This is a genomic window from Acinetobacter sp. CIP 102136 (assembly GCF_000369685.1).
Taxonomy (GTDB): domain Bacteria; phylum Pseudomonadota; class Gammaproteobacteria; order Pseudomonadales; family Moraxellaceae; genus Acinetobacter; species Acinetobacter fasciculus.
The window spans coordinates 1,606,202-1,630,814 of sequence record NZ_KB850142.1 but is presented as its reverse complement, the minus strand read 5'-3'; the positions used below and the strand labels follow the sequence as shown (position 1 = coordinate 1,630,814).

General features: G+C 43.6%; 21 protein-coding genes and 1 tRNA gene. 9 read left to right on the top strand and 13 right to left on the bottom strand.

Annotation, left to right across the window (positions count from 1 at the left end; genetic code table 11):
• Positions 1 to 23: 23 nt before the first annotated feature.
• Positions 24 to 1,364, top strand: a complete 1,341-nt coding sequence (gene mgtE, locus F893_RS13230; protein ID WP_005252518.1) for a magnesium transporter — start codon at positions 24 to 26, stop codon at positions 1,362 to 1,364.
• A 74-nt stretch (positions 1,365 to 1,438) separates the two neighbouring features.
• Positions 1,439 to 2,020 carry a DUF4112 domain-containing protein gene (locus F893_RS13225; protein WP_005252516.1) on the top strand — a complete coding sequence of 194 codons (582 nt, stop codon included), beginning with the start codon at positions 1,439 to 1,441 and terminating at the stop codon, positions 2,018 to 2,020.
• Between the two features lie 80 nt (positions 2,021 to 2,100).
• Here F893_RS13225 and htpX read toward each other — a convergent pair whose 3' ends face one another.
• A complete protein-coding gene (gene htpX / locus F893_RS13220) occupies positions 2,101 to 3,006 on the bottom strand; it encodes a protease HtpX (protein WP_004280540.1) in 906 nt (301 codons plus the stop codon).
• A 176-nt stretch (positions 3,007 to 3,182) separates the two neighbouring features.
• On the bottom strand, positions 3,183 to 4,055 hold the full coding sequence (locus F893_RS13215) for a lytic transglycosylase domain-containing protein (protein ID WP_005252513.1): 873 nt from the start codon (positions 4,053 to 4,055) through the stop codon (positions 3,183 to 3,185).
• Between the two features lie 499 nt (positions 4,056 to 4,554).
• Here F893_RS13215 and ttcA point away from each other — a divergent pair, with 499 nt between their 5' ends.
• Together ttcA and F893_RS13205 are read left to right on the top strand one after the other, a co-directional pair.
• Positions 4,555 to 5,481, top strand: coding sequence for a tRNA 2-thiocytidine(32) synthetase TtcA (gene ttcA / locus F893_RS13210; RefSeq protein WP_004280538.1), 927 nt, complete (start codon positions 4,555 to 4,557; stop codon positions 5,479 to 5,481).
• Between the two features lie 206 nt (positions 5,482 to 5,687).
• Positions 5,688 to 6,074, top strand: coding sequence for an SCP2 sterol-binding domain-containing protein (locus F893_RS13205; protein ID WP_004280536.1), 387 nt, complete (start codon positions 5,688 to 5,690; stop codon positions 6,072 to 6,074).
• Positions 6,075 to 6,167: 93 nt separating this feature from the next.
• Here F893_RS13205 and F893_RS13200 read toward each other — a convergent pair whose 3' ends face one another.
• Entirely contained in the window at positions 6,168 to 7,283 is a 1,116-nt protein-coding gene (locus F893_RS13200) for an MltF family protein (RefSeq protein ID WP_005252511.1), read from the bottom strand.
• A 362-nt stretch (positions 7,284 to 7,645) separates the two neighbouring features.
• On the opposite strand from F893_RS13200, the gene greB reads away from it, so the two are divergent.
• The 4 genes from greB to epmA all read left to right on the top strand — a co-directional run bounded on the left by greB (position 7,646) and on the right by epmA (position 10,537).
• Positions 7,646 to 8,140, top strand: coding sequence for a transcription elongation factor GreB (greB, locus tag F893_RS13195; protein WP_004645740.1), 495 nt, complete (start codon positions 7,646 to 7,648; stop codon positions 8,138 to 8,140).
• A gap of 88 nt (positions 8,141 to 8,228) precedes the next feature.
• A tRNA-Ser gene (locus tag F893_RS13190) sits at positions 8,229 to 8,318 on the top strand.
• 180 nt (positions 8,319 to 8,498) lie between these two features.
• Positions 8,499 to 9,566, top strand: a complete 1,068-nt coding sequence (locus F893_RS13185) for a 4-phosphoerythronate dehydrogenase (RefSeq protein ID WP_005252508.1) — start codon at positions 8,499 to 8,501, stop codon at positions 9,564 to 9,566.
• Positions 9,563 to 10,537, top strand: a complete 975-nt coding sequence (gene epmA / locus F893_RS13180; protein WP_004645738.1) for an EF-P lysine aminoacylase EpmA — start codon at positions 9,563 to 9,565, stop codon at positions 10,535 to 10,537. The genes F893_RS13185 and epmA overlap by 4 nt, the downstream gene beginning before the upstream one ends.
• 83 nt (positions 10,538 to 10,620) lie before the next feature.
• Here the strand turns inward: epmA and F893_RS13175 are convergent, their stop codons facing one another.
• From F893_RS13175 to ahcY, 6 genes are all read right to left on the bottom strand, one after another.
• Positions 10,621 to 11,856: a multifunctional CCA addition/repair protein gene (locus F893_RS13175; RefSeq protein ID WP_005252507.1), complete on the bottom strand. Its 1,236-nt coding sequence runs from the start codon at positions 11,854 to 11,856 to the stop codon at positions 10,621 to 10,623.
• 94 nt (positions 11,857 to 11,950) lie between these two features.
• Positions 11,951 to 14,230, bottom strand: coding sequence for an NADP-dependent malic enzyme (locus F893_RS13170; protein WP_004280528.1), 2,280 nt, complete (start codon positions 14,228 to 14,230; stop codon positions 11,951 to 11,953).
• A gap of 140 nt (positions 14,231 to 14,370) precedes the next feature.
• Positions 14,371 to 17,247: a putative bifunctional diguanylate cyclase/phosphodiesterase gene (locus F893_RS13165; RefSeq protein WP_005252506.1), complete on the bottom strand. Its 2,877-nt coding sequence runs from the start codon at positions 17,245 to 17,247 to the stop codon at positions 14,371 to 14,373.
• A 177-nt stretch (positions 17,248 to 17,424) separates the two neighbouring features.
• Positions 17,425 to 18,135, bottom strand: a complete 711-nt coding sequence (locus F893_RS13160) for a 16S rRNA (uracil(1498)-N(3))-methyltransferase (protein ID WP_005247684.1) — start codon at positions 18,133 to 18,135, stop codon at positions 17,425 to 17,427.
• 37 nt (positions 18,136 to 18,172) lie between these two features.
• Positions 18,173 to 19,009, bottom strand: a complete 837-nt coding sequence (gene metF, locus F893_RS13155) for a methylenetetrahydrofolate reductase [NAD(P)H] (protein ID WP_005247683.1) — start codon at positions 19,007 to 19,009, stop codon at positions 18,173 to 18,175.
• A 182-nt stretch (positions 19,010 to 19,191) separates the two neighbouring features.
• Complete coding sequence (gene ahcY / locus F893_RS13150; protein ID WP_004645731.1) at positions 19,192 to 20,574, bottom strand: adenosylhomocysteinase; 1,383 nt, start codon at positions 20,572 to 20,574, stop codon at positions 19,192 to 19,194.
• Between the two features lie 229 nt (positions 20,575 to 20,803).
• On the opposite strand from ahcY, the gene F893_RS13145 reads away from it, so the two are divergent.
• The gene (locus F893_RS13145; RefSeq protein ID WP_005247682.1) at positions 20,804 to 21,259 is read left to right on the top strand and encodes a hypothetical protein; all 456 of its coding nucleotides are present in this window, start codon (positions 20,804 to 20,806) and stop codon (positions 21,257 to 21,259) included.
• Between the two features lie 157 nt (positions 21,260 to 21,416).
• Here the strand turns inward: F893_RS13145 and F893_RS13140 are convergent, their stop codons facing one another.
• From F893_RS13140 to F893_RS13125, 4 genes are all read right to left on the bottom strand, one after another.
• Positions 21,417 to 21,941, bottom strand: a complete 525-nt coding sequence (locus F893_RS13140; protein ID WP_005252505.1) for a tetratricopeptide repeat protein — start codon at positions 21,939 to 21,941, stop codon at positions 21,417 to 21,419.
• A 97-nt stretch (positions 21,942 to 22,038) separates the two neighbouring features.
• Positions 22,039 to 22,377: a DUF3325 domain-containing protein gene (locus F893_RS13135; protein WP_005252504.1), complete on the bottom strand. Its 339-nt coding sequence runs from the start codon at positions 22,375 to 22,377 to the stop codon at positions 22,039 to 22,041.
• Positions 22,374 to 24,107 (bottom strand): PepSY-associated TM helix domain-containing protein, encoded by a 1,734-nt coding sequence (locus F893_RS13130; protein ID WP_005252503.1) that lies wholly within the window; start codon positions 24,105 to 24,107, stop codon positions 22,374 to 22,376. The genes F893_RS13135 and F893_RS13130 overlap by 4 nt, the downstream gene beginning before the upstream one ends.
• A 1-nt stretch (position 24,108) precedes the next feature.
• Positions 24,109 to 24,465, bottom strand: coding sequence for a hypothetical protein (locus tag F893_RS13125; protein ID WP_005252502.1), 357 nt, complete (start codon positions 24,463 to 24,465; stop codon positions 24,109 to 24,111).
• Between the last annotated feature and the right edge of the window lie 148 nt (positions 24,466 to 24,613).

The following is a 24,613-nucleotide window of genomic DNA, read 5'->3' as shown; positions in this document are numbered from 1 at the left end:
CAGACTTTTATAATGAGCTGCTTATGCCGACAATTTCAGAAAAAATCCAGCATATCCAACAACAATTACATTCTGAAAATCACGACATCGCTGTAGGTTTACTCAGTCAGCTGAATGTCGCCGATCAGGCGCGCATTTTAAGTCGTTTAGATGCTCGGCAACAGGCCCGAATTTTAAGGGAACTGAATGAACCAAGCTTGGTCTATGCTTTTATGCCCCTAGGGCAGCAGTTAAACGTGGCACAGCACTTATCTATTTCAGAACTTGTTCCCATTCTGGATGCAATGCCCTCTGATGATTTTGTCGATATTTATAAGCAGTTTTCGCCGCCGCTACAGCTGCAATTGATGGGCGCATTATCTGAAGAATCCCAGCAAACCCTCAAAGATCTGGCCATCTATCCGGAAGGTACAGCGGGTGCCATGATGAGCTCACGTTTTGTGACGCTATCACCCGATTTAACCATGGATGAAGCGATACAGGCTTTACGTGTAGTGGCCGCGGGGCAGGAAACCCTGTATCTGATATATATTGTCGATGCAGAAAAACGGCTGATCGGTGTGATTTCCCTAAGGCAGATCATTCAGGCCTTAGCTGAGCTGAGCATTGCCGAAGTGATGCAACGTGACGTCATTTCTGCCCAGGTAACAGATGATCAGGAAATTGTGGCTAGAGCCTTGGCCTATTATGATTTTATTGCTCTGCCTGTAGTTGATGCACAGCAAAAACTCTTAGGAATTGTTACTTATGACGATGCTATGGACATTGTCGAAGCCGAAACTACTGAAGATATTTTAAAGTCGGGTGCAGTGACGCCGTTGACTGAATTGAGCCTTAAAACTGCCCCGATTTTGACCCTGTATCAGAAGCGGGTCTTTTGGCTGGTCATTCTGGTTTTTGGCAGTCTGCTCTCTGGAATCGGGATTGCACACTTTGAAGAGATCATTGCCGCACATATCGTGCTGGTATTTTTCTTACCGCTTTTGGTGGGCAGTGGCGGGAATGCTGGTTCGCAATCAGCCACCTTGATGGTGCGTGCTCTGGCCACAGGCGATGTCGAATTTAAGGACTGGTTTAACCTGCTCAGTCGAGAATCTCTGGTGGCGCTTTGTTTGGGCGGCACCATGGCGATTGCGGTATCCATTCTGGGTTATATTCGGGGAGATATCATGGTCGCTGTGGTGTTGGCCATCAGCATGCTCGGGATTGTGTTGATGGGCTGCCTGATTGGCATGAGTCTGCCTTTTATTTTAAATAAACTCAAACTTGATCCTGCCAGTGCCTCGGCGCCGTTGGTAACTTCCATCTGCGATGCCACCGGTGTGATTCTGTATTTATTCGTTGCTTCCAAATTATTGTTTTAATTCACAGATTGATACAACAGCCTAGAAAAAATACTTTATGCTCAAGAAAATCAGCATTATTTCTGGAATAACTTATGCCTGAGCCTGGACAAAAAACAAAACTAAGCCAACAAGAGGTGATACGTCTGGAACGTGATCTGGCCAAGTTCGCCAATATGATGGATTCCCTGGTACGTATTCCATTTACCAAGCAAGGGGTGGGGGCAGACGCAGCTTTGAGTACGATTCCGGTTGCTGGAGATATTGCCGGTTTTGTGCTGACCTGTTATGCCATTCATAAGGCCAAACAGATCGGGGTACCGAGTGCCAAACTCAATCCGGTCATGAAGCTGGCAGTAATGGATGCAGTGGTTGGATTTATTCCTGTGGCTGGTACCGTTTTTGATATTTTTATCCAGCCGAGTCGCAAGGCGCTGGATGTCGTGCATCTGCATATCCGTGAGGAATATCAGATTAATAGCGATCGACATGTGGTGCATCCATTTTTGCATGAAAGTCTGGAACGCAAACAACAGCAATCTGCATTCTGGCGCAATCCTGTAGTGGCCTGGATCTGGATTCATATTCCGGATATTTTAGGCACTTTATTCCTGATTGTATTTATCTTCGCGATCGGGTGGGGTGCTATGGCGCTGTATCAATGGTTCAGCCAATGATAGGTCAGCTAAAGAATAATTAAATCCAATAAAAAAGCCTGCAATTGCAGGCTTTTCTTGAATCAAAACTCAAGTTTTACTTAAGCACAATCAAGTTGTTGCAATGCAGCGACACGCTGTTCGATGCTTGGATGCGTCTGGAACAATGCAGCAAGGCTAAAGCCTTCTTCTTTACCCGCAGAAATCGCAAATGCTTTCATTTCTTTCGGCATGGCATCCGGCATTTCAGATTCTGCCTGTAAGCGCAGTAATGCTGAAATCATGGCTTGTTTACCTGCCAAACGTGCGCCTGCTTCATCAGCACGGTATTCACGATGACGAGAGAACCACATCACAATCGACGACGCAAGAATACCGAACACGATATCCAGCACAATAGTAATCACGAAATAGGCAATACCCGGTGCTTCACCTTCTTCACGACCAAAGACATTGCGGTCAATAAAATCACCTGCGACACGTGCGAAGAACATCACGAAGGCGTTCACAACACCTTGGATCAGTGCCAGAGTGACCATGTCGCCATTGGCAACGTGACCAATCTCATGCGCCAATACTGCACGAAGTTCGTCTTTGTTCATACGCTCAAGCAAGCCGGTTGATACCGCAACGAGAGCATCGTTTTTGTTCCAGCCGGTGGCAAAGGCATTGGACTGGTAAGAAGGGAAAATACCCACTTCCGGCATTTTAATGCCTGCACGCTGAGAAAGTTGTGCAACTTCTTGGAGCAACCAGGCTTCAGCTTGGTTACGAGGTGCATTCGGGTCAATCAGTTCAGTACCCGTGGTCTTTTTCGCCATCCATTTAGACATGAACAGGGAAATCATTGAGCCGACCATACCGAACACAAAACAGATGACCAACAGGTTGCCTAGATTCAAGCCACCTGCGCCATGGTAACTACCGACACCGAAGAGTGACAAGATAATGCCAGCTACAACCAGTACCGCGAGGTTGGTTAGCAAGAACAAACCAATCCGCATCATTGAGAAATCCTCTTATTACAGAAAAATAATCTGATTATTAAATGTAAATCATTGAAATCAATATGCGGTGAAATCGAGAAGAATTCAAGGAAAAAATAGCATTTGGCTACAAAAAACACAGGATATTTTTTGTACAAATAAAAACATAGGTCTTTAAAAACAAAGCTGTTTAGGAATTATTCACTTAAATATATTTTTGCAGATGCTGACGCATTGGCGGTGGCATAAGAGCCTGCCGGTGCATCGGTGAAACTGCCATCCGCTTGAGCAATGATCTGACGCTGATACTTGGCAGCCTGAATATTGGAAGCTGTGGTGGTTCCAGTCGAATAATTGTCAGAACTGGCAATCACACGGCCAGTACCAGAAGATGCTGTATAGGTAGAACTAGTATTGCCAATTCCCTGAGCATATAAGTTCTGATAACGGCTGCTGACACGACGGACATAGTCCTGAGTTTCACGAAACGGTGGCACACCCTTATATTTGGCAACATTACCTTCACCGGCATTATAGCCTGCCAGTGCCAAGGTGGTGTTGCCATTAAAATGTTTCAATAACCAGGCCAGATATTTGGCACCTGCCATAATATTCTGCTGCGGGTCATAAGCATTGCTGACATTAAAACGACGGGCAGTCGCGGGCATGAGTTGCATTAAGCCCTGTGCACCGACTGGAGAACGTGCCTGCACATTAAAACCGGATTCGGTATGCATCACGGCTTTAATCAAGCCTTCAGATACACCATAGGTTTGTGCTGCCTGACGGATGATCGAGTCATAGGCATTTTTATTTTTACTATAACTTGGCAATACCGAAGCTTCACTTGAACCCCAGTTGCTATAACTGTGAATATTGCTGTCTGGATAATAGGTTTTCTTTTCTACCTGTAGATGGTTATAGCGACTTTTCTTATTGGTCAATAAAGTACTGCCATTACTGTCACGTAATTGATAGATCGTTTGACCGGCATAAGCAAAATGACAACAGCTTGCTAATAGCAAACCACTGATCCCATAACGCCCCAAAACATACACATTTATTTTCATTGTTTATATTAAGTAAACACAAGCGAGAAAAATTCAATAAAGAGTTTAACAAAAAATTACGGAATGAAAAGACTTGTGCGCTGCATTTATAAACGAGTTTGTAAATGCAAGTCATTTTTTACATTTTAGCAGTAGAAAAAAAAATATGATTTAATTTAAAACCTTAGGCTTGACAGGTTTAACTAATTGATTTTTATAAATAATTAAATTGATCAAAAAATGATCAATTCAAAGAAAAGCCTTATCTTTTGAGCCGGACAAGTTGTCAAGTCTGTTTCAATCCACAAAGTTATCCACAGCTTTTGTGGACAACTGTGGAAAAGTCCAAAAGATAAGCATCTTGACTAAAAAATGAACGCAATCGTTCAATATATCAATCTAAATAAAACATGAAAATGAAACTAATAAGACATTTTCATGAAAATAAATTCTTTTGATGCGATAGCGGTCTGAATCGGCTAAAATTGCGCGGTATTTTTTTTATGGGTTAATCTCGTCTATGTACTCGCCAGTTGAGTCCGAACAAGGATTTAATTTCAAACCTGAACTGCCAACAAGCTCAGCCTACTACCGTTTGTTGAAGAAGCTTCGCCGCCAGGTCGGACATGCCATTCGTGACTTCAAGATGATTGAAGAAGGCGATAAGGTCATGGTGTGTATTTCTGGTGGTAAAGACAGTTATACCCTGTTGGATATCCTGCTACAGTTCAAGCGCATCGCACCGATCAATTTCGATGTAGTGGCTGTAAATCTGGATCAGAAACAGCCAGGCTTCCCTGAAGATGTTCTACCGCGTTATTTAGAAGAAAATAATATTCCGTATTACATTCTGGAAAAAGACACCTACAGCATTACCAAAAAACTGACGCCAGAAGGCAAAACCTATTGTGCAGTCTGTTCGCGTTTGCGTCGTGGTTCTTTATACGGTTTTGCGCAGGAAATTGGCGCGACCAAAGTTGCTTTAGGCCATCATCGTGATGATATCCTGGCGACTTTCTTCCTGAACCTGTTCCATGGCGGCAGCTTGAAAGCTATGCCACCAAAACTGTTGTCTTCAGACAAAAAGAACATTCTGATTCGCCCACTGGCCTATGTGGAAGAAAAAGACATCATCAAATATGCAGAAATGCGTCAATTTCCAATTATTCCATGTAATTTATGTGGCTCTCAGGACAACCTGCAGCGCGCAATTATCAATGACATGTTACGTGATTGGGATAAAGCACATCCAAAACGTCTGCACAGCATTTTTGGCGCATTGCAAAATGTTTCGCCATCGCAGCTGGTCGATCGTGAATTATTTGATTTTGAAGTGCTGGACAGCCAGCGTGAATTCGACTTCAAAGGCGGTGATTCAACTGAAGAAGCTGTGGAAGGCGAGAACCGTCGGATCAATATGGTCAATCTGGGCTTTGCTGCAGACTAATTTTAGAACGTGTAGACATCAGCCCGCGGGTTGATGTCTGCTTATAAACATAAATAAAAATAGAACTACAAAAATTGAACGGCGCGTACAAAATTCGTTAGCCTTTGCGCTAATGATCATGATATAACAAAGCACAAGCATAATAGCTTCAACATGATGTCGTCTGGATAGTCGACACAAATGAACAAATAATTTGAGGAAAGATCATGCCTGCTTTTTTAACTGATGATTGGTTTTCAACTGTAGAAACTCTAACTGCGCAAGCTGGCGATTTGAATTTGCCACCAGCTTTGGCGAACCTTGCGATTAATTTGGTTGTAGCGGACACTACAGGTAATACTGAACTATCTTTAGATGGTGGGGCAATCAAGAAAGGTTTGTCTTCAAATGCCAAAACCACGCTGAATATGGATGGCGAAACTCTACGCAAAGTTTTCCTGGAGTTTGATATGGCGGCTGCGATGCAGGCCTTCATGACAGGTAAAATCAAAGTACAGGGTGATATGTCACAATTGATGGCACTTCAGACTGCAAAACCAAGTCAGGAACAAAAAGATTTGTTCAAGAAAGTGCTTGAAAATACCACGGCTTAATTCTGCTAAGACATTAGCCTGAATGAAGACCAAAAAAGCTTACCCTGAGGTAAGCTTTTTTTATGGCATTTTGATTAACGCTAAGATTTCAGCTTAGATATTCACCAATTGCGGTGTAGTCTTGATATGCTCCAGATAAGCACGAATACGGGTTACATATTGCACCGCTTGACGGTAACGACCATTATTGGCCTTATTCTGATCCAGATAGGCATATAAGTTCACCCAGTTATTCGGGTTCTTGCCTTGCGACTGAATGCGCTTTTGCAACTGATTCACTGCACCTGGACCCATATTATACGCTACCAGTGCAAACCAGTTCCGATCTGGAAAAGGAATATGCTCATAGCGACTAAGCATTTGATCATAATACTTGGCACCACCCTGAATACTTTGAGCAGGATCGGTACGGTTACTCACGCCCATGGCTTTTGCTGTACTGTTGGTCAGCATCATCAAACCACGCACACCCGTCGGAGAAACTGAATTCGGTTTCAGATAAGATTCCTGATAACCAATGGCCGCCAGTAAATGCCAATCCAGATCATACTGCTGCGCTGTCTGTTTAAAACTCGCTTCATAGATCGGCAGGCGATTGTTCAAATCACGTTGAATGGTGGTCCAGGATTCCTCTTTCACCACATTCTGATTATAAAATGAAGCAAGCTGCTTGATGGCACCACTTTGTTTACCTTTGCAGACAAAAGCACTGGCCGTCTGGCTCAAAGGATCTGTAGCAGATTTAAATACTAGGTTTAAATTGGTATTCAAGCCATTACTCGACAGAATCGATTCATCGCCACAAGTGGCTGAGAATGACGTCAAACGCTTGTTTTCAATGGTGCGTATATCGGTAGTTGTCATAGCCAGATTGGCTTTACCCTGAGCAACCCATTGTAGTGCCGTATTATTATCAGGAACGATTTTAAAATCGAGCTTTACATTCAGATTGTTGGCATAGTTACGAACCAGATCATAACCGAAGCCATGTAGATGTTGTCCATCCTGGAATACGGTAGTCGGATTTTCAACCGCAACCACGGTCAACTTATTGCTATTGACCACATGATCAAACTGAAGTGTGGTCTTACTTGCATTGATACTGTGTAGGGGAATAAATGCAGTGCTCAGTACAAGTACTTTCAAAGGGAGAGAAGAAATTACAGATCTTAGGCAAAGCCTCGACCCAGTGGATGAACTACTGTGCATGTTGTCTCCGCTACAAGTAATTTATGCCCTAAAAATCACAGCCAATAAAGCCAGAAATTTTAACAGTTTGATAAATTCAATAAGGGTTGGGCAGTCATGACGTCATTCAAAATGACAAGAGATTTAAAGATAATTATGTAGAAAAACTACATAGATTAAAAAGTAAGCATTTCCGGGAGTTGCTGGCATATTAATGATCTGAAAAACGATTGTCAAATTTTGTACACAAATTATTTTTAAAAATAATTTTAAGATATTGAAATATAGGGTTAATTTTTTTGGAATTTTGCCATTGTGTTAAAATGGTAAATAAAATAAGCTGTTTGTAAGTTAAAACACTGAAAATATGATCAGCAAGACGTATGAAATCCAACTTAATCACCCGTGCTGGACACGATAAATTGGTGGCAGAACTTAAGAATCTCTGGCATGAAGAGCGCCCTGAAATTACCAAAAAAGTAAACTGGGCCGCTAGTCTCGGCGACCGTTCTGAAAATGCAGACTACCAATATAACAAGCAAATTTTGCGTAAAATTGATCGACGGGTCAGGTATCTCGGCAAGCGCCTCGAAGAGCTGAAAATCATCGATTTTTCCCCGGAGCAAGAGGGCAAGGTCTATTTTGGTGCCTGGGTGGACATTGAAAATGAAGAAGGTGAACAAAAAACTTTACGTATTGTCGGTGTAGATGAAATTTATGATCATCATCCGCAGCATATTTCGATCAGTTCACCGATGGCACGCGCGTTATTAGGCAAGCAGGTCGATGATGAGGCCGAGGTATTGACCCCCTCCGGCAAGAAACTTTGGTTCATCAACTCAATTCGTTATGAAAAGCCAGAAAATTCAGCAGATTAATATAATTGATTTTATTTTGTGCAGTTGATGCAGTGAAAGTATAAAAATATTTGCCAAGCGTGATTTTTGTTTATATCATGTCGGCCATGGAAGCGTGGCAGAGCGGTTTAATGCACCGGTCTTGAAAACCGACGAGGGTGTGAGTCCTCCGTGAGTTCGAATCTCACCGCTTCCGCCAAATTTTAAAAACCCCAGTCGAAAGATTGGGGTTTTTCTTTTTAGGCTGCAGATCTTGAATATTAAATTCTTCAGTCCTGAACTTAATTCATAAAATCTTGAAAAATGGACGTATCGGCCAAATATAGAGTCAGAGGCGTCAACGCGCTATCATACGCCCAAGCATCATATGGATCTCATTATGAAAATTGTCGCAGATGAAAATCTGGCATATACCGATTATTTCTTTTCCGAATTTGGTGATATTCAACATCGTGCAGGGCGAACCTTAAGTGCAGATGATGTCAAAGATGCCGACAGCCTGTTGGTACGTTCAGTGACTCAGGTCAATGAAGCACTGCTACAGAATAGTTCGATTAAATTTGTGGGCAGTGCCACCATTGGTACAGATCATTTGGATATTGCTGCATTAGAACAACATGGGATTCAGTGGAGTAATGCGGCCGGCTGTAATGCGCAAGCGGTGGCTGAATATGTCATTACCGCATTATTGCAGGTACGTCTTGAATTACTCGATGCCAATGCGACATTTACCTTGGGTATTGTCGGTTTGGGTAATGTCGGAACCCGTCTGGCTTATATGGCGAAACTTTTGGGCTGGCGCGTGATCGGTTGCGATCCTTTTGTGCAAAGAGAGCAGGTTGATCAAGTCGAATTTCATGAACTGCTGCAGCAGGCGGACGCCGTTTCAATTCATGTTCCTTTAACCAAAACAGGCATATATCCAACCTATCATTTATTTAATGCTACTGCGTTGGCAAAAATGCAGCCTGACGCGATCCTGATTAACTCAGCGCGTGGGCCAGTGATTGAAGAAACTGCCTTAATTCAAGATATTAAAGCGACACAACGCCCCGTAATTTTGGATGTTTTTGAGCATGAGCCGGTGATTTCAGCAGAACTTCTGAATCTGGTGACTTTGGTGACTCCGCATATTGCCGGCTATAGCCTGGAAGGCAAGGCACGTGGTACCCAGATGATTTACGAAGCTTTTTGTCAAACTTTCGGTTTTGCAGCCAATAAACAGTTTGAATCCCAGCTGCCTATCTGTGAGCAGTTTTTTCAGGGGCAGGATTTAAAAATGGCATTGCAACAGCATTTATCCCAAATTTATGACATTGCTCGTGATGATGCCAATCTACGTGCCTGTCTCAAAGAAGGCAAAATCGATCAGCAGGCATTTGATCATTTACGTAAAACCTATCCGCTGCGTCGTGAGTGGGCAGCACATGGTGGGCCGAAGGCATGACGATGACGTATCAACCCACTTGTGACCTTCAAGCCATGCGTGCACGGGCGACCTTATATCGTCAAATCCGTCAATTTTTCGCTGAGCGGGATGTATTAGAGGTGGAAACACCGATTTTGTCTCAAGCCGGTGTGACCGATGTGCATTTAGCCTCGGTACAGGCACAGCGCCATGTGCTGGGTAAACTGAATACGCATTATTTGCAGACCTCACCCGAATTTGCTATGAAGCGCTTATTGGCCAGTGGTAGTGGACCCATTTACCAAATCTGTAAGGTCTTCCGCAATGATGAGCATGGACGCAAGCACAATAGCGAATTCACCATGCTGGAATGGTATCGCCCGGGATTTAGCTTAAAAGATCTGATGTTTGAAGTATCGGATTTGCTGAATGTGACTTTGAAAGCACGTTTTGGCGAAATCCGTCCGACCATTCTAAGCTATAAACATGCTTTCATGGATCGTCTGGATCTCAATCCACTTCAAGCCACTTTACAGGAACTGAAAGATTGCTGCCGCCGCGTTGGACTCAATCTGGATTTAGGCGAGGATCGTCTCGGTTATATCGACCTGTTATTTTCACATATGGTTGAACCTAGTCTGGGTTTTGATACTGCAGTATTCCTGACTGATTTCCCCCCTGAAATGGCATCACTGGCCAAAACCCGAACCGATGAAGATGGTGAACTGGTCGCCGCACGTTTTGAATTGTATATCGAAGGTTTAGAATTGGCCAATGCCTATGATGAGCTGATTGATGCCGACGTGTTACGTTCGCGCTTTGAGGCGGATAATGCAGAACGGGCCAAGCTGGGCTTGCATGTCATGCCGATCGATAAATATCTATTGGCAGCTTTACCGAATATGCCGGAATGTTCTGGAATTGCCCTTGGAATTGACCGTTTGTTGATGATTGCAACCAATCAAATGAAACTGGAGCAAGTGATTACTTTTCCGGCAGATATTTCCTGATGGTACTGATCCAATATTTCTTAATTCCTTTTGTGATAAAGAGAAATTAAGCTATTAAAAAAGCACCCGAGGGTGCTTTTTTATTATTCAATTGTTGCGGTTTGTTGTGCTTTGAGTTCACCGAGTGCCTGAATCCGTCGTTCAATCAGCATTTCACCAATATCCGGACCCTGAATATCGGCAGGCAGGTCTTGTGCCTTGATGGCGCGTACGGTTTGCATGGCATCGAGGACATATTGTGCTTGTGGATAAGCACGATCTTCCAGACCTAGACGGCCACGTGAATCACATTCACACGCCTGGACGAAAGCTTCGACACGTTCAGGGCGACGTAACACATCCAGACGTTGCAATAATCGCCATAAGGTTCCCGGCTTAAGATTGAAGGCCTGATGGCATTTCAGATGCTCTTTGCACACCGCCAAAGCCAGCTGCTTGGTATACGTCGGCACTTTTAAACGGTCACACAGTTCATTCACTGGCTTGATGCCACGCTCTTCATGCATGATATGTCGCGGTAACTCTTCAACCGGCGTCAAAGCTTTTCCTAAATCATGCACTAAAACGGCAAAACGTACATCCAGACTATAGTTTTGACGACACGCCTGCTGCAAAGACATCATGGTATGAATGCCGCAGTCAATTTCGGGATGATATTCTGGGCGTTGTGGAATGCCATATAAGGCGTCAATCTCAGGGAATAGCACCTTTAAAGCACCACATTGACGTAATACTTCAAAATACACATCAGCATGACGTTCGGATAAAGCACGGGAAGTCTCTTTCCAGACGCGTTCAGGTGTCAATGCATTTAATTCACCGGTTTCAGTCAAGCGTTGCATTAACGCCAAAGTTTCATCGGCAATCACAAAGCCTGCACTGGTATAACGGGCAGCAAAACGGGCAATCCGCAGTACCCGTAATGGATCTTCGACAAAGGCATTGGAAACATGACGTAGAATCCGGTTTTCTAGATCCTGTTGACCACCATAGGGATCATAAACCTGGCCGGCATCATCCATGGCCATGGCATTAATGGTCAAATCGCGACGAATCAGATCCTGCTCTAGCGTAACGCTGACATCGGTATGAAACTCAAAACCATGATAACCGGCGCCAGATTTACGTTCGGTACGCGCCAGTGCATATTCTTCTTTTGTTTGGGGATGTAGAAAAACAGGAAAATCTTTGCCTACGGGCTGATAGCCTAAGTCAAGCATTTGCGCGGGAGTTGCACCAACGACCACATAATCTTTTTCGTGATAGGGGTGTCCGAGCAAATGATCTCGAACTGCGCCCCCTACTAAATAAACTTGCATGAAAAAACCTCTATTCTTACAAGCATCATGCTACAGAATAGAGGTTTTCTCAAGTTAAGAAACGAGGCTGATGCGTCGTTATCTTGTCATTGGCTTAAAGTGCATCTTGTTCCGCTTGCTGGATTTCTGCAACAGTGAGTGCGGTCATGTTGATTACACGACGCGTAGTCGCAGTCGGCGTCAAAATGTGCACAGGTTTCGCAGCACCCAACAGAATTGGACCAATCGTTACGTTGTTGCCTGAAGTTGCCTTTAACAGGTTAAACGAGATATTGGCAGCATCCAGATTCGGCATGATCAGCAAGTTTGCAGAGCCTTTGAAACGTGAATTCGGGAATGCAAACTGACGAATGTTCTCATCCAGTGCAGCATCACCGTGCATTTCACCTTCAACTTCCAGCTCAGGCGCGATTTCAGACAGGATGTCATACACCTTACGCATTTTTTGCGCGCTGGCATCATGCTGGTCTGAACCAAAGCTTGAATGAGAAAGCAGGGCAATACGTGGTGTCATACCAAAACGGCGAACTTCTTCAGCAGCCAGAATGGTCATTTCAGCCAGCTGTTCAGCCGTTGGATTAGTATTGACATACGTATCGGCAATGAACAGGTTACGGTCTTCAAGCATCAAGGCATTCAAGGTAAAGAAAGTGTTATGACCATCTTTCTTGCCAATGATGTTGCTGACGAAGTCCAGGTGAATATCGTAGCTTGAATACGTACCACACAGCATACCGTCTGCCATACCATGTTTCACAAGCATCGCTGCGATCAGGGTCGAGCGACGACGTGCTTCACGCTGTGCATATTCAGGCGTTACACCCTTACGCTGCATGATGTTGTAGTAATCATCTGCAAACATTTCATAGTTCGGGTTCTTTTCCTGATCGACGATAGTGATATTCACACCATCTTCAAGACGCAGACCCAATTTTTTGATGTTGGCTTCAATGACAGCTGGACGGCCTACCAGAATCGGAATTGCCAAACCGTCATCTACCGCGATTTGAACTGCGCGAAGTACACGCAGGTCTTCACCTTCTGCATAAGCAATACGTTTAGGATCAGATTTAGCCTGTTCAAAGATTGGTTTCATCATGAATGCAGAGTTGTAGACAAACTCAGACAAACGTTGACGATAATGCGAGAAATCCGTGATTGGACGTGTTGCCACGCCAGAATCCATTGCTGCTTGTGCAACAGCAGGTGCGATTTCTAGAATCAAACGTTGATCCAGTGGGCCCGGAATCAGGTATTCACGGCCAAATGATGCCGATTTTTCACCATAGGTTGCCGCATCAGCTTCAACGTGTGCCATACGTGCAATCGCGTGGACACAGGCAATTTTCATTTCTTCGTTAATGGTGGTTGCACCAACGTCCAGCGCACCACGGAAGATGTACGGGAAGCACAGTGCGTTATTCACCTGGTTCGGATAGTCAGAACGGCCGGTTGCCATAATCACGTCATCACGGACTTCATGTGCATGTTCAGGCAGAATTTCTGGATCCGGATTCGCCAAGGCAAAGATGATCGGATCTTCAGCCATGACCTTGACCATTTCTTTGGTCAAAATACCTGCAGCAGAAAGACCGAGGAACATGTCTGCGCCTGCAATCACGTCACCAAGCTGAGTAGCTTCGATGTCTTGTACATAGGCTTTCTTAGATTCATCCAGGCCTTCACGATGTGTAGTCAGCAGACCGCGTGAATCGGCAACGATGATATTCTCTTTTTTAGCACCCAAAGCGCAAAGCAGATTCAAACAAGACAGTGCAGCAGCACCCGCGCCTGAGGCCACGATCTTGATGTCTTCAATTTTTTTGCCATTGATTTGCAACGCGTTGAGGAGCGCAGAACCGACAATAATCGAAGTACCGTGCTGATCATCATGGAATACCGGAATATTCATGCGTTCACGCAATTTCTGCTCGATATAGAAACACTCTGGCGCCTTGATATCTTCAAGGTTAATCCCGCCGAAAGTCGGTTCTAATGCAGCGACAATATCCACAATCTTGTCTGGATCATTTTCAGCAATTTCGATATCGAATACATCAACGCCAGCAAATTTTTTGAATAATACGCCTTTACCTTCCATCACCGGTTTAGAAGCCAAAGGACCAATATTACCCAGGCCAAGCACGGCAGTACCGTTGGTCACGACAGCAACCAGGTTGCCACGTGCCGTATACAATGCAGCAGTTGAAGGATCGCGTTCAATCTCAAGACATGGTGCAGCTACGCCAGGCGAGTAAGCAAGGGCCAAGTCACGTTGGTTGACCAATTGTTTGCTTGGTGTAACGCTGATTTTCCCCGGGGTAGGAAACTCGTGATAATAAAGGGCCTGTTGCTTTAAAGATTGTTCGTCCATCAGTCTCTCGATCGTTGTAAAGATTACCCGGTCAGCGGGCAAAGAATTTATTTATGTTCCTGAATATACCATTTGTTAGCCAGTTCGGACAGACAAAGACGACCGTTTTTCCAACAAACTTATTGTGGTCGGGTATGGACTTAGACTTGAGATATATAAGTCTGATGTGTCTTGTCTCGCACTAAATAAGCGGTTGCATCCTGCTCAGGAAGCGGTTTGGAAAATAAGTAACCCTGGGCAATATCACAGTCTAAATCACGTAGATATTCTAGCTGTTCTTCAGTCTCGATCCCTTCCGCGACCACGGTCATGCCCATGGCTTTACCCATGGCCACCATGGCGCTGACAATCGCTGCCTGTTTGTTTTCCCCAATCTTGCAAACAAAACTGCGATCAATTTTTAAGGTATCAATTGGAAAATCAGCAAGATAGGAGAGAGAAGAATAACCTGTACCGAAATCATCTAGGGCAATATGAATATGTCGCTGTTTAATTTCATTCAGCAGGTTTTTGACCGCTTCCGAATTTTCAATTAAAGAAGATTCGGTAATTTCCAGCTCCAGGCTGGCGCCAGAAATATGGTTGTCTGCAATGGCTTGGTCCAGATCATCAAGTAATTGACCACGACGCAATTGCTGCGCCACGATATTGACTGATATACAAATATGATTAAAGCCCAGATCATTCCATTGGCGAATCTGTTTAGCGGCCTGCTGGATCACCAGACGGCCAATGTCTGAAATCAGGCTGGTCTGTTCAGCTAACGGTATAAATAGGCCTGGTGCGATAATGCCTTTTTCTGGATGGTTCCAGCGAATCAGCGCTTCGAAGCCATAAATGCTTTGATCGCTGAAATTGATTTTTGGCTGATAATACACCACCAGTTCATTATTCTGGATTGCTTTGCGCAAATCACGTTCCAGGAAAACCCCTTTGTTCTGTAAAGCATTATTTTCACTGGAATAAAAATGAATAGTGTTGCCACCGAGATTTTTGGCTTCGTTCAATGCCTGTTCGGCGCAGTTATTTAAATAATCTAGCTGACGGCCATGATCCGGATAAAATGCCACACCCATGGACAAGGTAATCACATGATCCTGACCGTAAATATTAAATGGTCTACTAAAGGCCTGAGCGATGCGTTCACAATGGTGCTGAACTGAAGGGCGAATATGTGAGATTTCATAGAGAATCGCAAAATCATCACCATTTAGATGTGCCACAAATAACGCTTCTGCATTGGTCATGCGCAGCCGCTGCGCTACCTGACGTAAAAGTTCATCACCGCCATTATTGGACAGATATTCATTCAATGGGCGGAAACGGTCGATGTTAAGCCGAATCACAGCCATCTCTTTAATAGAGTCTTTTTGCGAAACCAGATACTGATGTAGCTGATAGTTATAGTAGAAGCGGTTCGGTAAGTCAGTCAGCGTGTCATAATTTTCTAGATAGGATAGACGCTGTTCCTGTAATTTACGTTCAGTCAGATCTGAGACAATCCCAATATAATGGGTAATCCGGCCTTCATCATCAGTCACGGCATTAATATGCAGCCATAAGGTCGACTCTTTGCCAGACAGAAATTTGGCATAAACCTCTCCATCATAAGAGCCAATCTTTTGAATCTGTTTGACAATATTGGCCTGAAAAGTACGTTGCTGGGATTTATTTTGCACCGCAATATCAAATAAGGATTTACCGATGATCTGGTCACGCTCAAAACCGCTCAGGTATTCGTAGTGGGGATTGACATCGATATAATCTAAATCAAGATTCAGAATGAAAATGCCTTCCGCAGCTTGTTCCAGTACACTGGCCACCAGTTTTAAACGTTCTTGAGACAGACGTTCCTGCTGGATATCACGACGGATACCGACCATGCGCAAGGGTTTTTTATTTTTAGGATCACGACTGATCACCCGGCCAATATCATGTACCCAACTCCAGCCACCTTCACTGAGCTTGATCCGGTAAGTGGCATCATAGCGTTCAATCTGGCCACGCAAATGCTGTTTCATATTGCGCTTAAAATAGTCCAGATCTTCAGGGTGAATCAGATACTGTAATTGCAGATGGTGATCTTTGGAATCGCGCAGAATCTTTTCGTCTTTATGATTGGTTAAGGTGATGCTGCGCTCTTGAATATTCCAGTCCCATGGCCGAATACCGGCAATTTCATGTGCAAGTTCTAGGTTTTGCTGCTGATTCTTCAGGTCATGATTGATCTGTTCAATATCATAGGTACGTTCCCGTACTTTTTGCTCCAGCAATTGATTGCTGAGCTGTAATTGCAGTTCAATATCTTTGGATTTATTAACTTCAGTTTTGAGTTGCTGGCACAGTTCATCAGTCCAATGCACTTGCTGTTCGGCATTTTTCACCAGAATATCATTTTCCGCATACAGGCGTGAGGTACGGCTGTGAATTCGATAACTACTCGTCGCGCACAGCAAAATCACAATCATGGCGAAATTTAAGGCCAGGGCAAAGAAAGGATTGGAATGACCTATATGATAAATTTGCGACAATAAAAAGGGCAGTAAAGACGGTAGAAATGCCAGACAGAAATAACTCAGTTTCTGGGTCAGGTAGATTAAACCAAAAGTTTGGGTAACAATCAGCAATAAGGCAGACAAGGTCAGTGCTTCAATATCTTCAAATGCAGGATTGGTCTGTGGCAAATAATAGTAAATCGTAAAAATACCTGCCGCGATACTGATCCCAACAGCCAGACTCTGTATCTGTAACCAGCGGTGTGCACTTTTTTGATTATAGTGTTCGGGTTTGAAATACAGCGTATTCACCAGCCAGCACATGCTGACCAGAAGTTCTGTCAGAATAAACCAGGTATTAAAATACGTATTAGAAGGACTATATTGAATGTGATAAATACAAAAAATATAGAGGCAAATCACCATGATACTGAGCAAAAAATAGCGACTATGGCGAAGCGTATTCGCAATTTGAGCATCATGCAAATGCTGCTGAATATAGTCGTCCTGATTGTCAACCATGTGATTCAATGCCTGTATTCATCCTAAACGGTTTTCGTCCTTGTACATTGTTATTATAGAAACTCCAAGAAGTGTGTGAAATCAATTAATAAGTATTTGTTATTCTTTAGTCGAGATTAGATGCCTTAAAAATAAAAATCAACAAAATTAAAGACAAATTTTTACTCATCCGATGAACTAAAGCACATAATTTAAAATTGATAGGGCAACAACAGGAGCAGTTTCGGTACGCAGGACGCGCTCGCCGATACACCAGTTAAGAAAACCTTTCTGGTTTGCGGCACTAATTTCTGCCTCACTCAGACCACCTTCAGGGCCAATTAGAAGGGCAAGATCCAAGGTCGCCTCTGCCAGTACATCTGTTTCATCTTTATTGGGTGCCAAAACCAGTTTGGTGTTGGGTAGTTCAGTGTCCAGCCATTTTTCCAGGGAGATGGGCGCTAAAATCTTGGGTACAATATTTAGACCACATTGTTCACAAGCCGCAATAGCAACGCCTTGCCAGTGATCTAGCTTTTTTTGATCACGATCATACTTTAAACGCATCTCACAGCGATCCGAAGTCAGCAGCTGAATCTCGGATACGCCCAGTTCGACTGCTTTCTGAATCGCATAATCCATGCGGTCGCCTTTACTCATTACTTGACCGAGTAAAGCCTGAAACTTGGGTGTGCGATTGGCAGGACTAAATGCATTGACCGAGACGGTGGCTGATTTTTTAGCAACTTCGGTTAAAGTCACGTCATATTCGCCACCCTGTCCATTGAACAGGGTCGCGCTTTCACCGACTTGCGCGCGTAAAACTTTTACCCAATGATGAAATACAGTTTCCGTAAGCTCAAGGCTGACATCAACAGTTAAATCAGCATCTATATAAAAACGTGGCATTGATCGTTCTACTCAAAAAATCGGTGAAATAAAAGGCTTAAGCTAAACCAAGATCGGTGACCAGCTGACGGGTAGGGTCAGTAGTGTTCATGGTGTAGAAATGCAAGCTTGGCGCACCACCTGCAAGCAGACGCTCACAGAATTTAACCACAACTTCATGGCCAAAGGCTTTAATGCTAGCAGTATCGTCACCATAGGTTGCCAGTTGCTTGCGAATCCAGCGTGGAATCTCAGCGCCGGTACCATCAGCAAAGCGAATCAGGTTGCTGGCATTGGTAATTGGCATGATGCCTGGCGCAACTGGAATATCGATTCCTGCTTTCTGGATGCGATCTACAAAGTAGAAATAAGCATCTGGATTGAAGAAGAACTGGGTTAATGCCGCATTGGCACCCGCATTAACTTTATCAACAAAGTGCTGAATGTCTTTGTCAAAGCTTTCAGCCTGAGGATGCATTTCCGGATAAGCTGCGACTTCAATCTTGAAATGATCGCCTGAATGTTCGCGGATAAAGCGAACCAGATCAGCTGCATAAGGTAATTCACCCAAACCCACTTGGCCTGAAGGCAAGTCACCACGCAGGGCAACAATACGGTTAATGCCTTGAGATTTGTACAGGTCTAGAAGTTCAGCAATACGTGCTTTGTCATCGCCAATACAAGACAAGTGAGGGGCAACAGGTGCGCCTTTGCCATTAAAGTCATTGATAGTAGACAGGGTGCGTTCACGAGTGGAACCACCAGCACCATAGGTCACAGAGAAGAACTCTGGATTTAAGAGTTGTAGCTCTTGATGCACAACTTTGAGTTTTTCCGCACCTACATCAGTTTTGGTTGGGAAGAATTCAAATGAAATTGGAATCTGTTTAGACATGTTCAAATCCTTTTTATAAATACTTTTTAATTAGTTTTACCTCTCCTAAATCCTCTCTTGCGCTGAGCTTCAAAGCAGTGCTTTAAGCACGCTCAGGAGAGGATTTACTCTCGATGACATACATTTGGTAATGAATGTTCCCTCTCCCTATGGGAGAGGGTTAGGGAGAGGGTGGAGTTTAATTAGTATTTATAAGCATCAGACTTGAATGGACCTTCAACTTGAACGCCTAAGTAATCCGCTTGTTCTTGAGTCAATTGAGTCAAGACACCACCGAAACCAGCAACCATCGCAGCAGCAACTTCTTCATCTAATTTCTTAGGAAGAAGTTCTACACGAATTTGTGCAGCTTTTTCAGATTCTGGAAGATCAGCAAATTTCTCAGCGAATAAATGCATTTGACCCAATACCTGGTTGGCAAATGAACCATCCATAATACGTGATGGGTGACCAGTCGCATTACCAAGGTTCACCAAACGGCCTTCAGAAAGAAGGATCAGGTAATCATTTTCATTTTCTGAACGATACACCTGGTGTACTTGAGGTTTAACTTCAACCCACTTGTAGCCACGTAGGTAAGCTGTATCAATTTCAGTATCAAAGTGACCGATGTTACAAACAACTGCGCCAGCTTTTAATGAATCAAGCATTGCAGCGTCACATACGTGGTAGTTACCTGTTGTAGTTACGATAAGGTCAGTGTTTTGAAGAAGGTCAACATTGATGTCTTCTTTCTTGCCAGTTTGCACGCCATTTTTGTATGGAGATACAACTTCATAACCGTCCATGCATGCTTGCATTGCACAGATTGGATCAACTTCAGTTACGCGTACAATCATGCCTTCTTGACGAAGTGATTGTGCAGAACCTTTACCTACGTCACCGTAACCGATTACAAGCGCACGACGGCCAGATAAAAGCATATCTGTACCACGTTTGATTGCATCGTTCAGTGAGTGACGGCAACCGTATTTGTTGTCGTTTTTAGACTTGGTTACTGAATCGTTTACGTTGATTGCAGGAACTTTTAAAGTGCCATCACGAAGCATTTCGTACAGACGTTGAACACCTGTCGTTGTTTCTTCAGTTACACCGTGAATTTTTGCAATCACTTCTGGATATTTTTCATGAACAAGTAGCGTTAAGTCACCGCCATCGTCAAGAATCATGTTGGCATCCCAAGGCGTGCCATTTACATTGATTTGTTGTTCAAGACACCACATATATTCTTCTTCAGTTTCGCCTTTCCAAGCAAACACAGGAATGCCCGCAGCGGCGATAGCAGCAGCAGCATGGTCTTGAGTCGAGAAGATGTTACATGAAGTCCAGCGAACTTCTGCGCCTAATTCAACCAGTGTTTCAATAAGAACAGCTGTTTGAATGGTCATGTGGATACAGCCGAGAATTTTCGCGCCTGCAAGTGGTTTTGCTGCCGAGTAGCGTTTACGCAGACCCATGAGGGCTGGCATTTCAGCTTCAGCAAGTTTGATTTCTTTACGGCCGTAATCAGCAAGTGAAATATCAGCAACTTTGTAATCTGTAAATGAAGCAGTAACCGCGTTCATCAGGATCTCCTAGGAAAAAATAGATTGGATCGTTCTGTTCGCGGATGCCGTTGTTGATCAGAACGAATGTCTGACCGATGGTCGAGCCTAGCGATTTTACATTTAGTGCCTGTAAAACGTCGCAGCATCCCTCGACTAGCGCCGTATTGTACTTGGATTTAAAGTGATAGCCAAGTTATATAAAATCCGATACAAATACATTGACTTAAAAATATACTAAGGAAGAAGAATGGATGACTTAGAGGAAATTACAAAATCCATCGATGTGCTGATCCAAGATAAACCACTGGATTTCCTTGGACACTGTGAGCTAAAAACTGGGTGTAAATTATTGATCATAGATTTACTTATAAATTTTAATAGGTTGGAGGTGCATCTCAAGAGGCTCGTAACATATGTAGAAATACCTACATATAAGGATGAAGTGAGAACCTTACCTTTGTCACAGCTTATAAATGTGAAAGAATTACATAAGCATTTGAATGGTGAAATAATTTATTTATTGGGGAAAGTTGAGAAGAACTTATTTGTTAGAAATTTAATTGCTCATTCAATTCCTACACTAATAAAGGATAAATATATCGTTTTCTTATCTCATGATATTAGTGAATTAAAAAAATACGCATCAATGCGAAGAGGGAGGATTATAAATATGCAGAAACAGAGAGAACGAAAGCCTTATTAAAATTGAAAGAAAAAATAGATCATAGTAATTATAGTGTTATGAGGCTTAATGATTTGATTGGATTAAATGAGCTTTTAGATTATTTAATAAAGGAAATAGAATTTATTGTGAATCATATATGATAATAAAAAGCCCATCATTTGACGGGCTTTTCGTTTTATTTAGCTTCTTGCTCGGCAGCATGCGCTTTTTGGGTCCAGAACTCAGCTAGTTCCTCATCGCCATCTACACCTAAACCATTGGCATAAATAAAAGCAAGATCACGCATCGCTTGAACTTCGCCCCATTCCGCAGCCTGTTTTACCAAAGCAATCGATTTTTCGACGTCTTTTTCAATTACATCGCCACGACGGTAAAAACCTGCTAGCTCTAAAGTCGCAGCAGGGTGCTTCTCGATATTGGCCTTACTTAACCAGTAATAGGCTAACTCAAAGTGAGCTTTAGATTCTTCCGGATCTTCTTCTGCCAGTTCTTTGGCATAAACAGTATAACCTTCACCTAACCAGTACATTGCATCAACCAGTCCGCCGTTGGCAGCTTTCAATGCCCATTCTTCAGCCAGGATGATGTCATCATCATGCTCGCTTTGCATATACAGTTCAGCCAATTCAAATTGCGCTTCAGCATTACCGGCTAAGGCAAGATTGGTCAGGACAGCAGAGGGAGAAACACGCTGGGTCATATCAACATCTCAAAAATATTGTGCGTAGACTAAAAGGTTTAAAGCAAAAAAGCCAATCCGAAGGCCAGCTTTTTAAAGAGATTGGTCAATCAAATGATTAGATCAAGCAAATAATCCCTGAGATCGAAGCGATGAACACACAGAACATTACGATCACTTTAATTTTACTTGCCAGATAGCTCAGACTTAAACCGACCACCAGTGCTGCAAAAGTTAGACTACCCAGCCAGTAACTGATCATATTGCTGGCAAATCCTGTTAACAGACACAGAATCAGGGCAATTATGAGCAATACCCAACCCAGAATAGTCGCAAGTTGTGTTTTTTTAGGGTTGAGTTCTGTGTCAAAAATCTGTTTTTGATGTTTGGACATAGACGCGGCAAGTGCAAACAAACCGAGAGACGTCAAAGCCCAAATCAATAAGAAGAACATCATGCCTGATTCTCCTTGAGCATCGCTTTGGATTTTTTCGGCGGCAAGCCTTTATGATTTTTCACTTTCTTGAATGCAAACCAGAACAGGATTGCAAGCACCCACATCGCCAGATCAAAAGAAGCAATCATCCATTGACCATGCAGGACGGTATTCCAGATTACCTGACCGCCAGTCAGGAAATTAATGATTGGCAACAATGCGAATGCCACAGTGGCAAGCACTAGAAGCTCTAGCCAAGCTTGTCGATGACTGCGAATCATGGCATACAGTAAAGTCAGTAACCAGACAATAAAGAAGCTACGTATTTCCCAGTTCAGACGCATGTCCATGTCTGCCGGAATAAAACGGTTGGCATAGAAATAGGCAGCACAGGCAACAGGTAAACCAATAATGGCAGCGATATTGGTGACTTCCACAAGACGATAACCAAACGATTTATAGCCTTGTTTCTGTTGCTGTGGTGCACGTTTGACACACCATAGAATCAAGCCGGTGGCAATCATCAAGGTACCCACCACACCTGACATGAACAATAACCAGCGTAACGCCAGATCTACGCCACGTGCTTCATGCAATGTGGTGAACATGTTATAGATACCATTTGCGACTGAAGGCGTTTTCAGGGTGGTTTGATCCGGCTCTAAATCACCGGTCACACCATTGAAAGCAAGGCTCGGATAAACATTACGATAAGCTACGCTGACTCCGTTTAAGGCACGAAGCTCAATTTCTGCTTTTACGGTATTTGGCTGGATGATGGTTATCGTGCCAACCGGGTTGTTTTTCCATTCTTTCTTTGCTGTTGCCAAGATCGGATTCAGATCGGTTGACGGTGCAGGAGGTGCAGCTTGCATTTCATCACGAGAGCGGCGACCTTCACTGCGTGCAGACATTTCACCGCGCTCGCCACGATTTTCTCTCTCAGCTTGCGGTCGACGTTCTTTGCTCTCACTATGGCTTTCACGGGATTCAGCCTGAATACTGTTGTCTTGAACCAAACTCTTACGTTGATCCTGAAGGAAAGCACCACGATTTTCATAAATCTGGTTTACGCCCCAGGGCATGAGGGTAAAAAGCAATAATAATAAGCCACTGAAGGTAATCATGATGTGAAAGGGCAGGGCAAATACCGCAGTAGCATTGTGTGCATCCAACCATGAACGCTGACCTTTGCCGGGACGGAAAGTAAAAAAATCCTTGAAAATTTTCTTATGGGTAATGACACCGCTGATGATTGCCACCAGCATGAGCAGGGTCGCAACGCCGACCATCCAGCGCGCCCAGATTCTTGGCAAACCATACAATTCAAAGTGGAAACGGTATAAGAATGAACCACCGCGTGTTTCACGCGCTTGCAAAACTTCGCCGGTGGCGCTGTCAATCGTCACGCGGGTACCGCCACGACGGGCACGCGGATCTTCGCCGGCACTACGAATAGTCAGGGTGGTAGTATTTTGGCGTGAGTTAGGAAGCTGGATTGCCCAGCTGCCAGCATCCGGATGGTGCTGTTGCAGATAAGCCAGTGCCACACGGGTTTGTTCGATTTGAGTCTTTGGTGGAACTGATTGATGAAATTCCGGTTTCATCCAGACGGTAATTTCGTTCTGGAAAAAGCTTAAGGTTCCGGTCAAGAAAATCGCATATAAAAGCCAGCCTAAAATCAGACTGGCCCAAGTATGCAACCACGACATCGACTGGCGTGGACCTTCGGGTTTTGCATCTACTCTCATCTCAATTTCCTAAAAGCTTATAGGCGATATAGAGTAAAACACCGGGAATCGCGATCCCGAGCGTAGCTTTGAGCGTCTTATTCACCATAAATACCCAGATAAATGCAGCAGCATTCAAGCTAAAGCCAATCAGGGTGGCGGACATGGCTGCACTTCTTCCACTGTCGATAAAAAGCTGGGCAATCACGATCGTTGCCAGTGTAGCCAGTAGATAACCGCCAGCACCCGCCAGAATAAAGCGATATAAAATCATCCCACGATAAGCCAGCATATTTGCTTTGACTTTATTTTTGCTTGATGCTTTCGGTGCAGTAACTGTTCCAGTCGCTATGGCTTGCATATTGGGACTATTCATCATTGGAAATTCTATTTACAAACTTATGAAGTGATTAATGATAATGATAACAATTATTGTTTATGTTTTGAATATAGATTTCTGAACTATTTATATGAAAAATAAGTAAAACTGGAATTTAGGTTGAAAAAGAGAGGCGGGAATAGAGGTA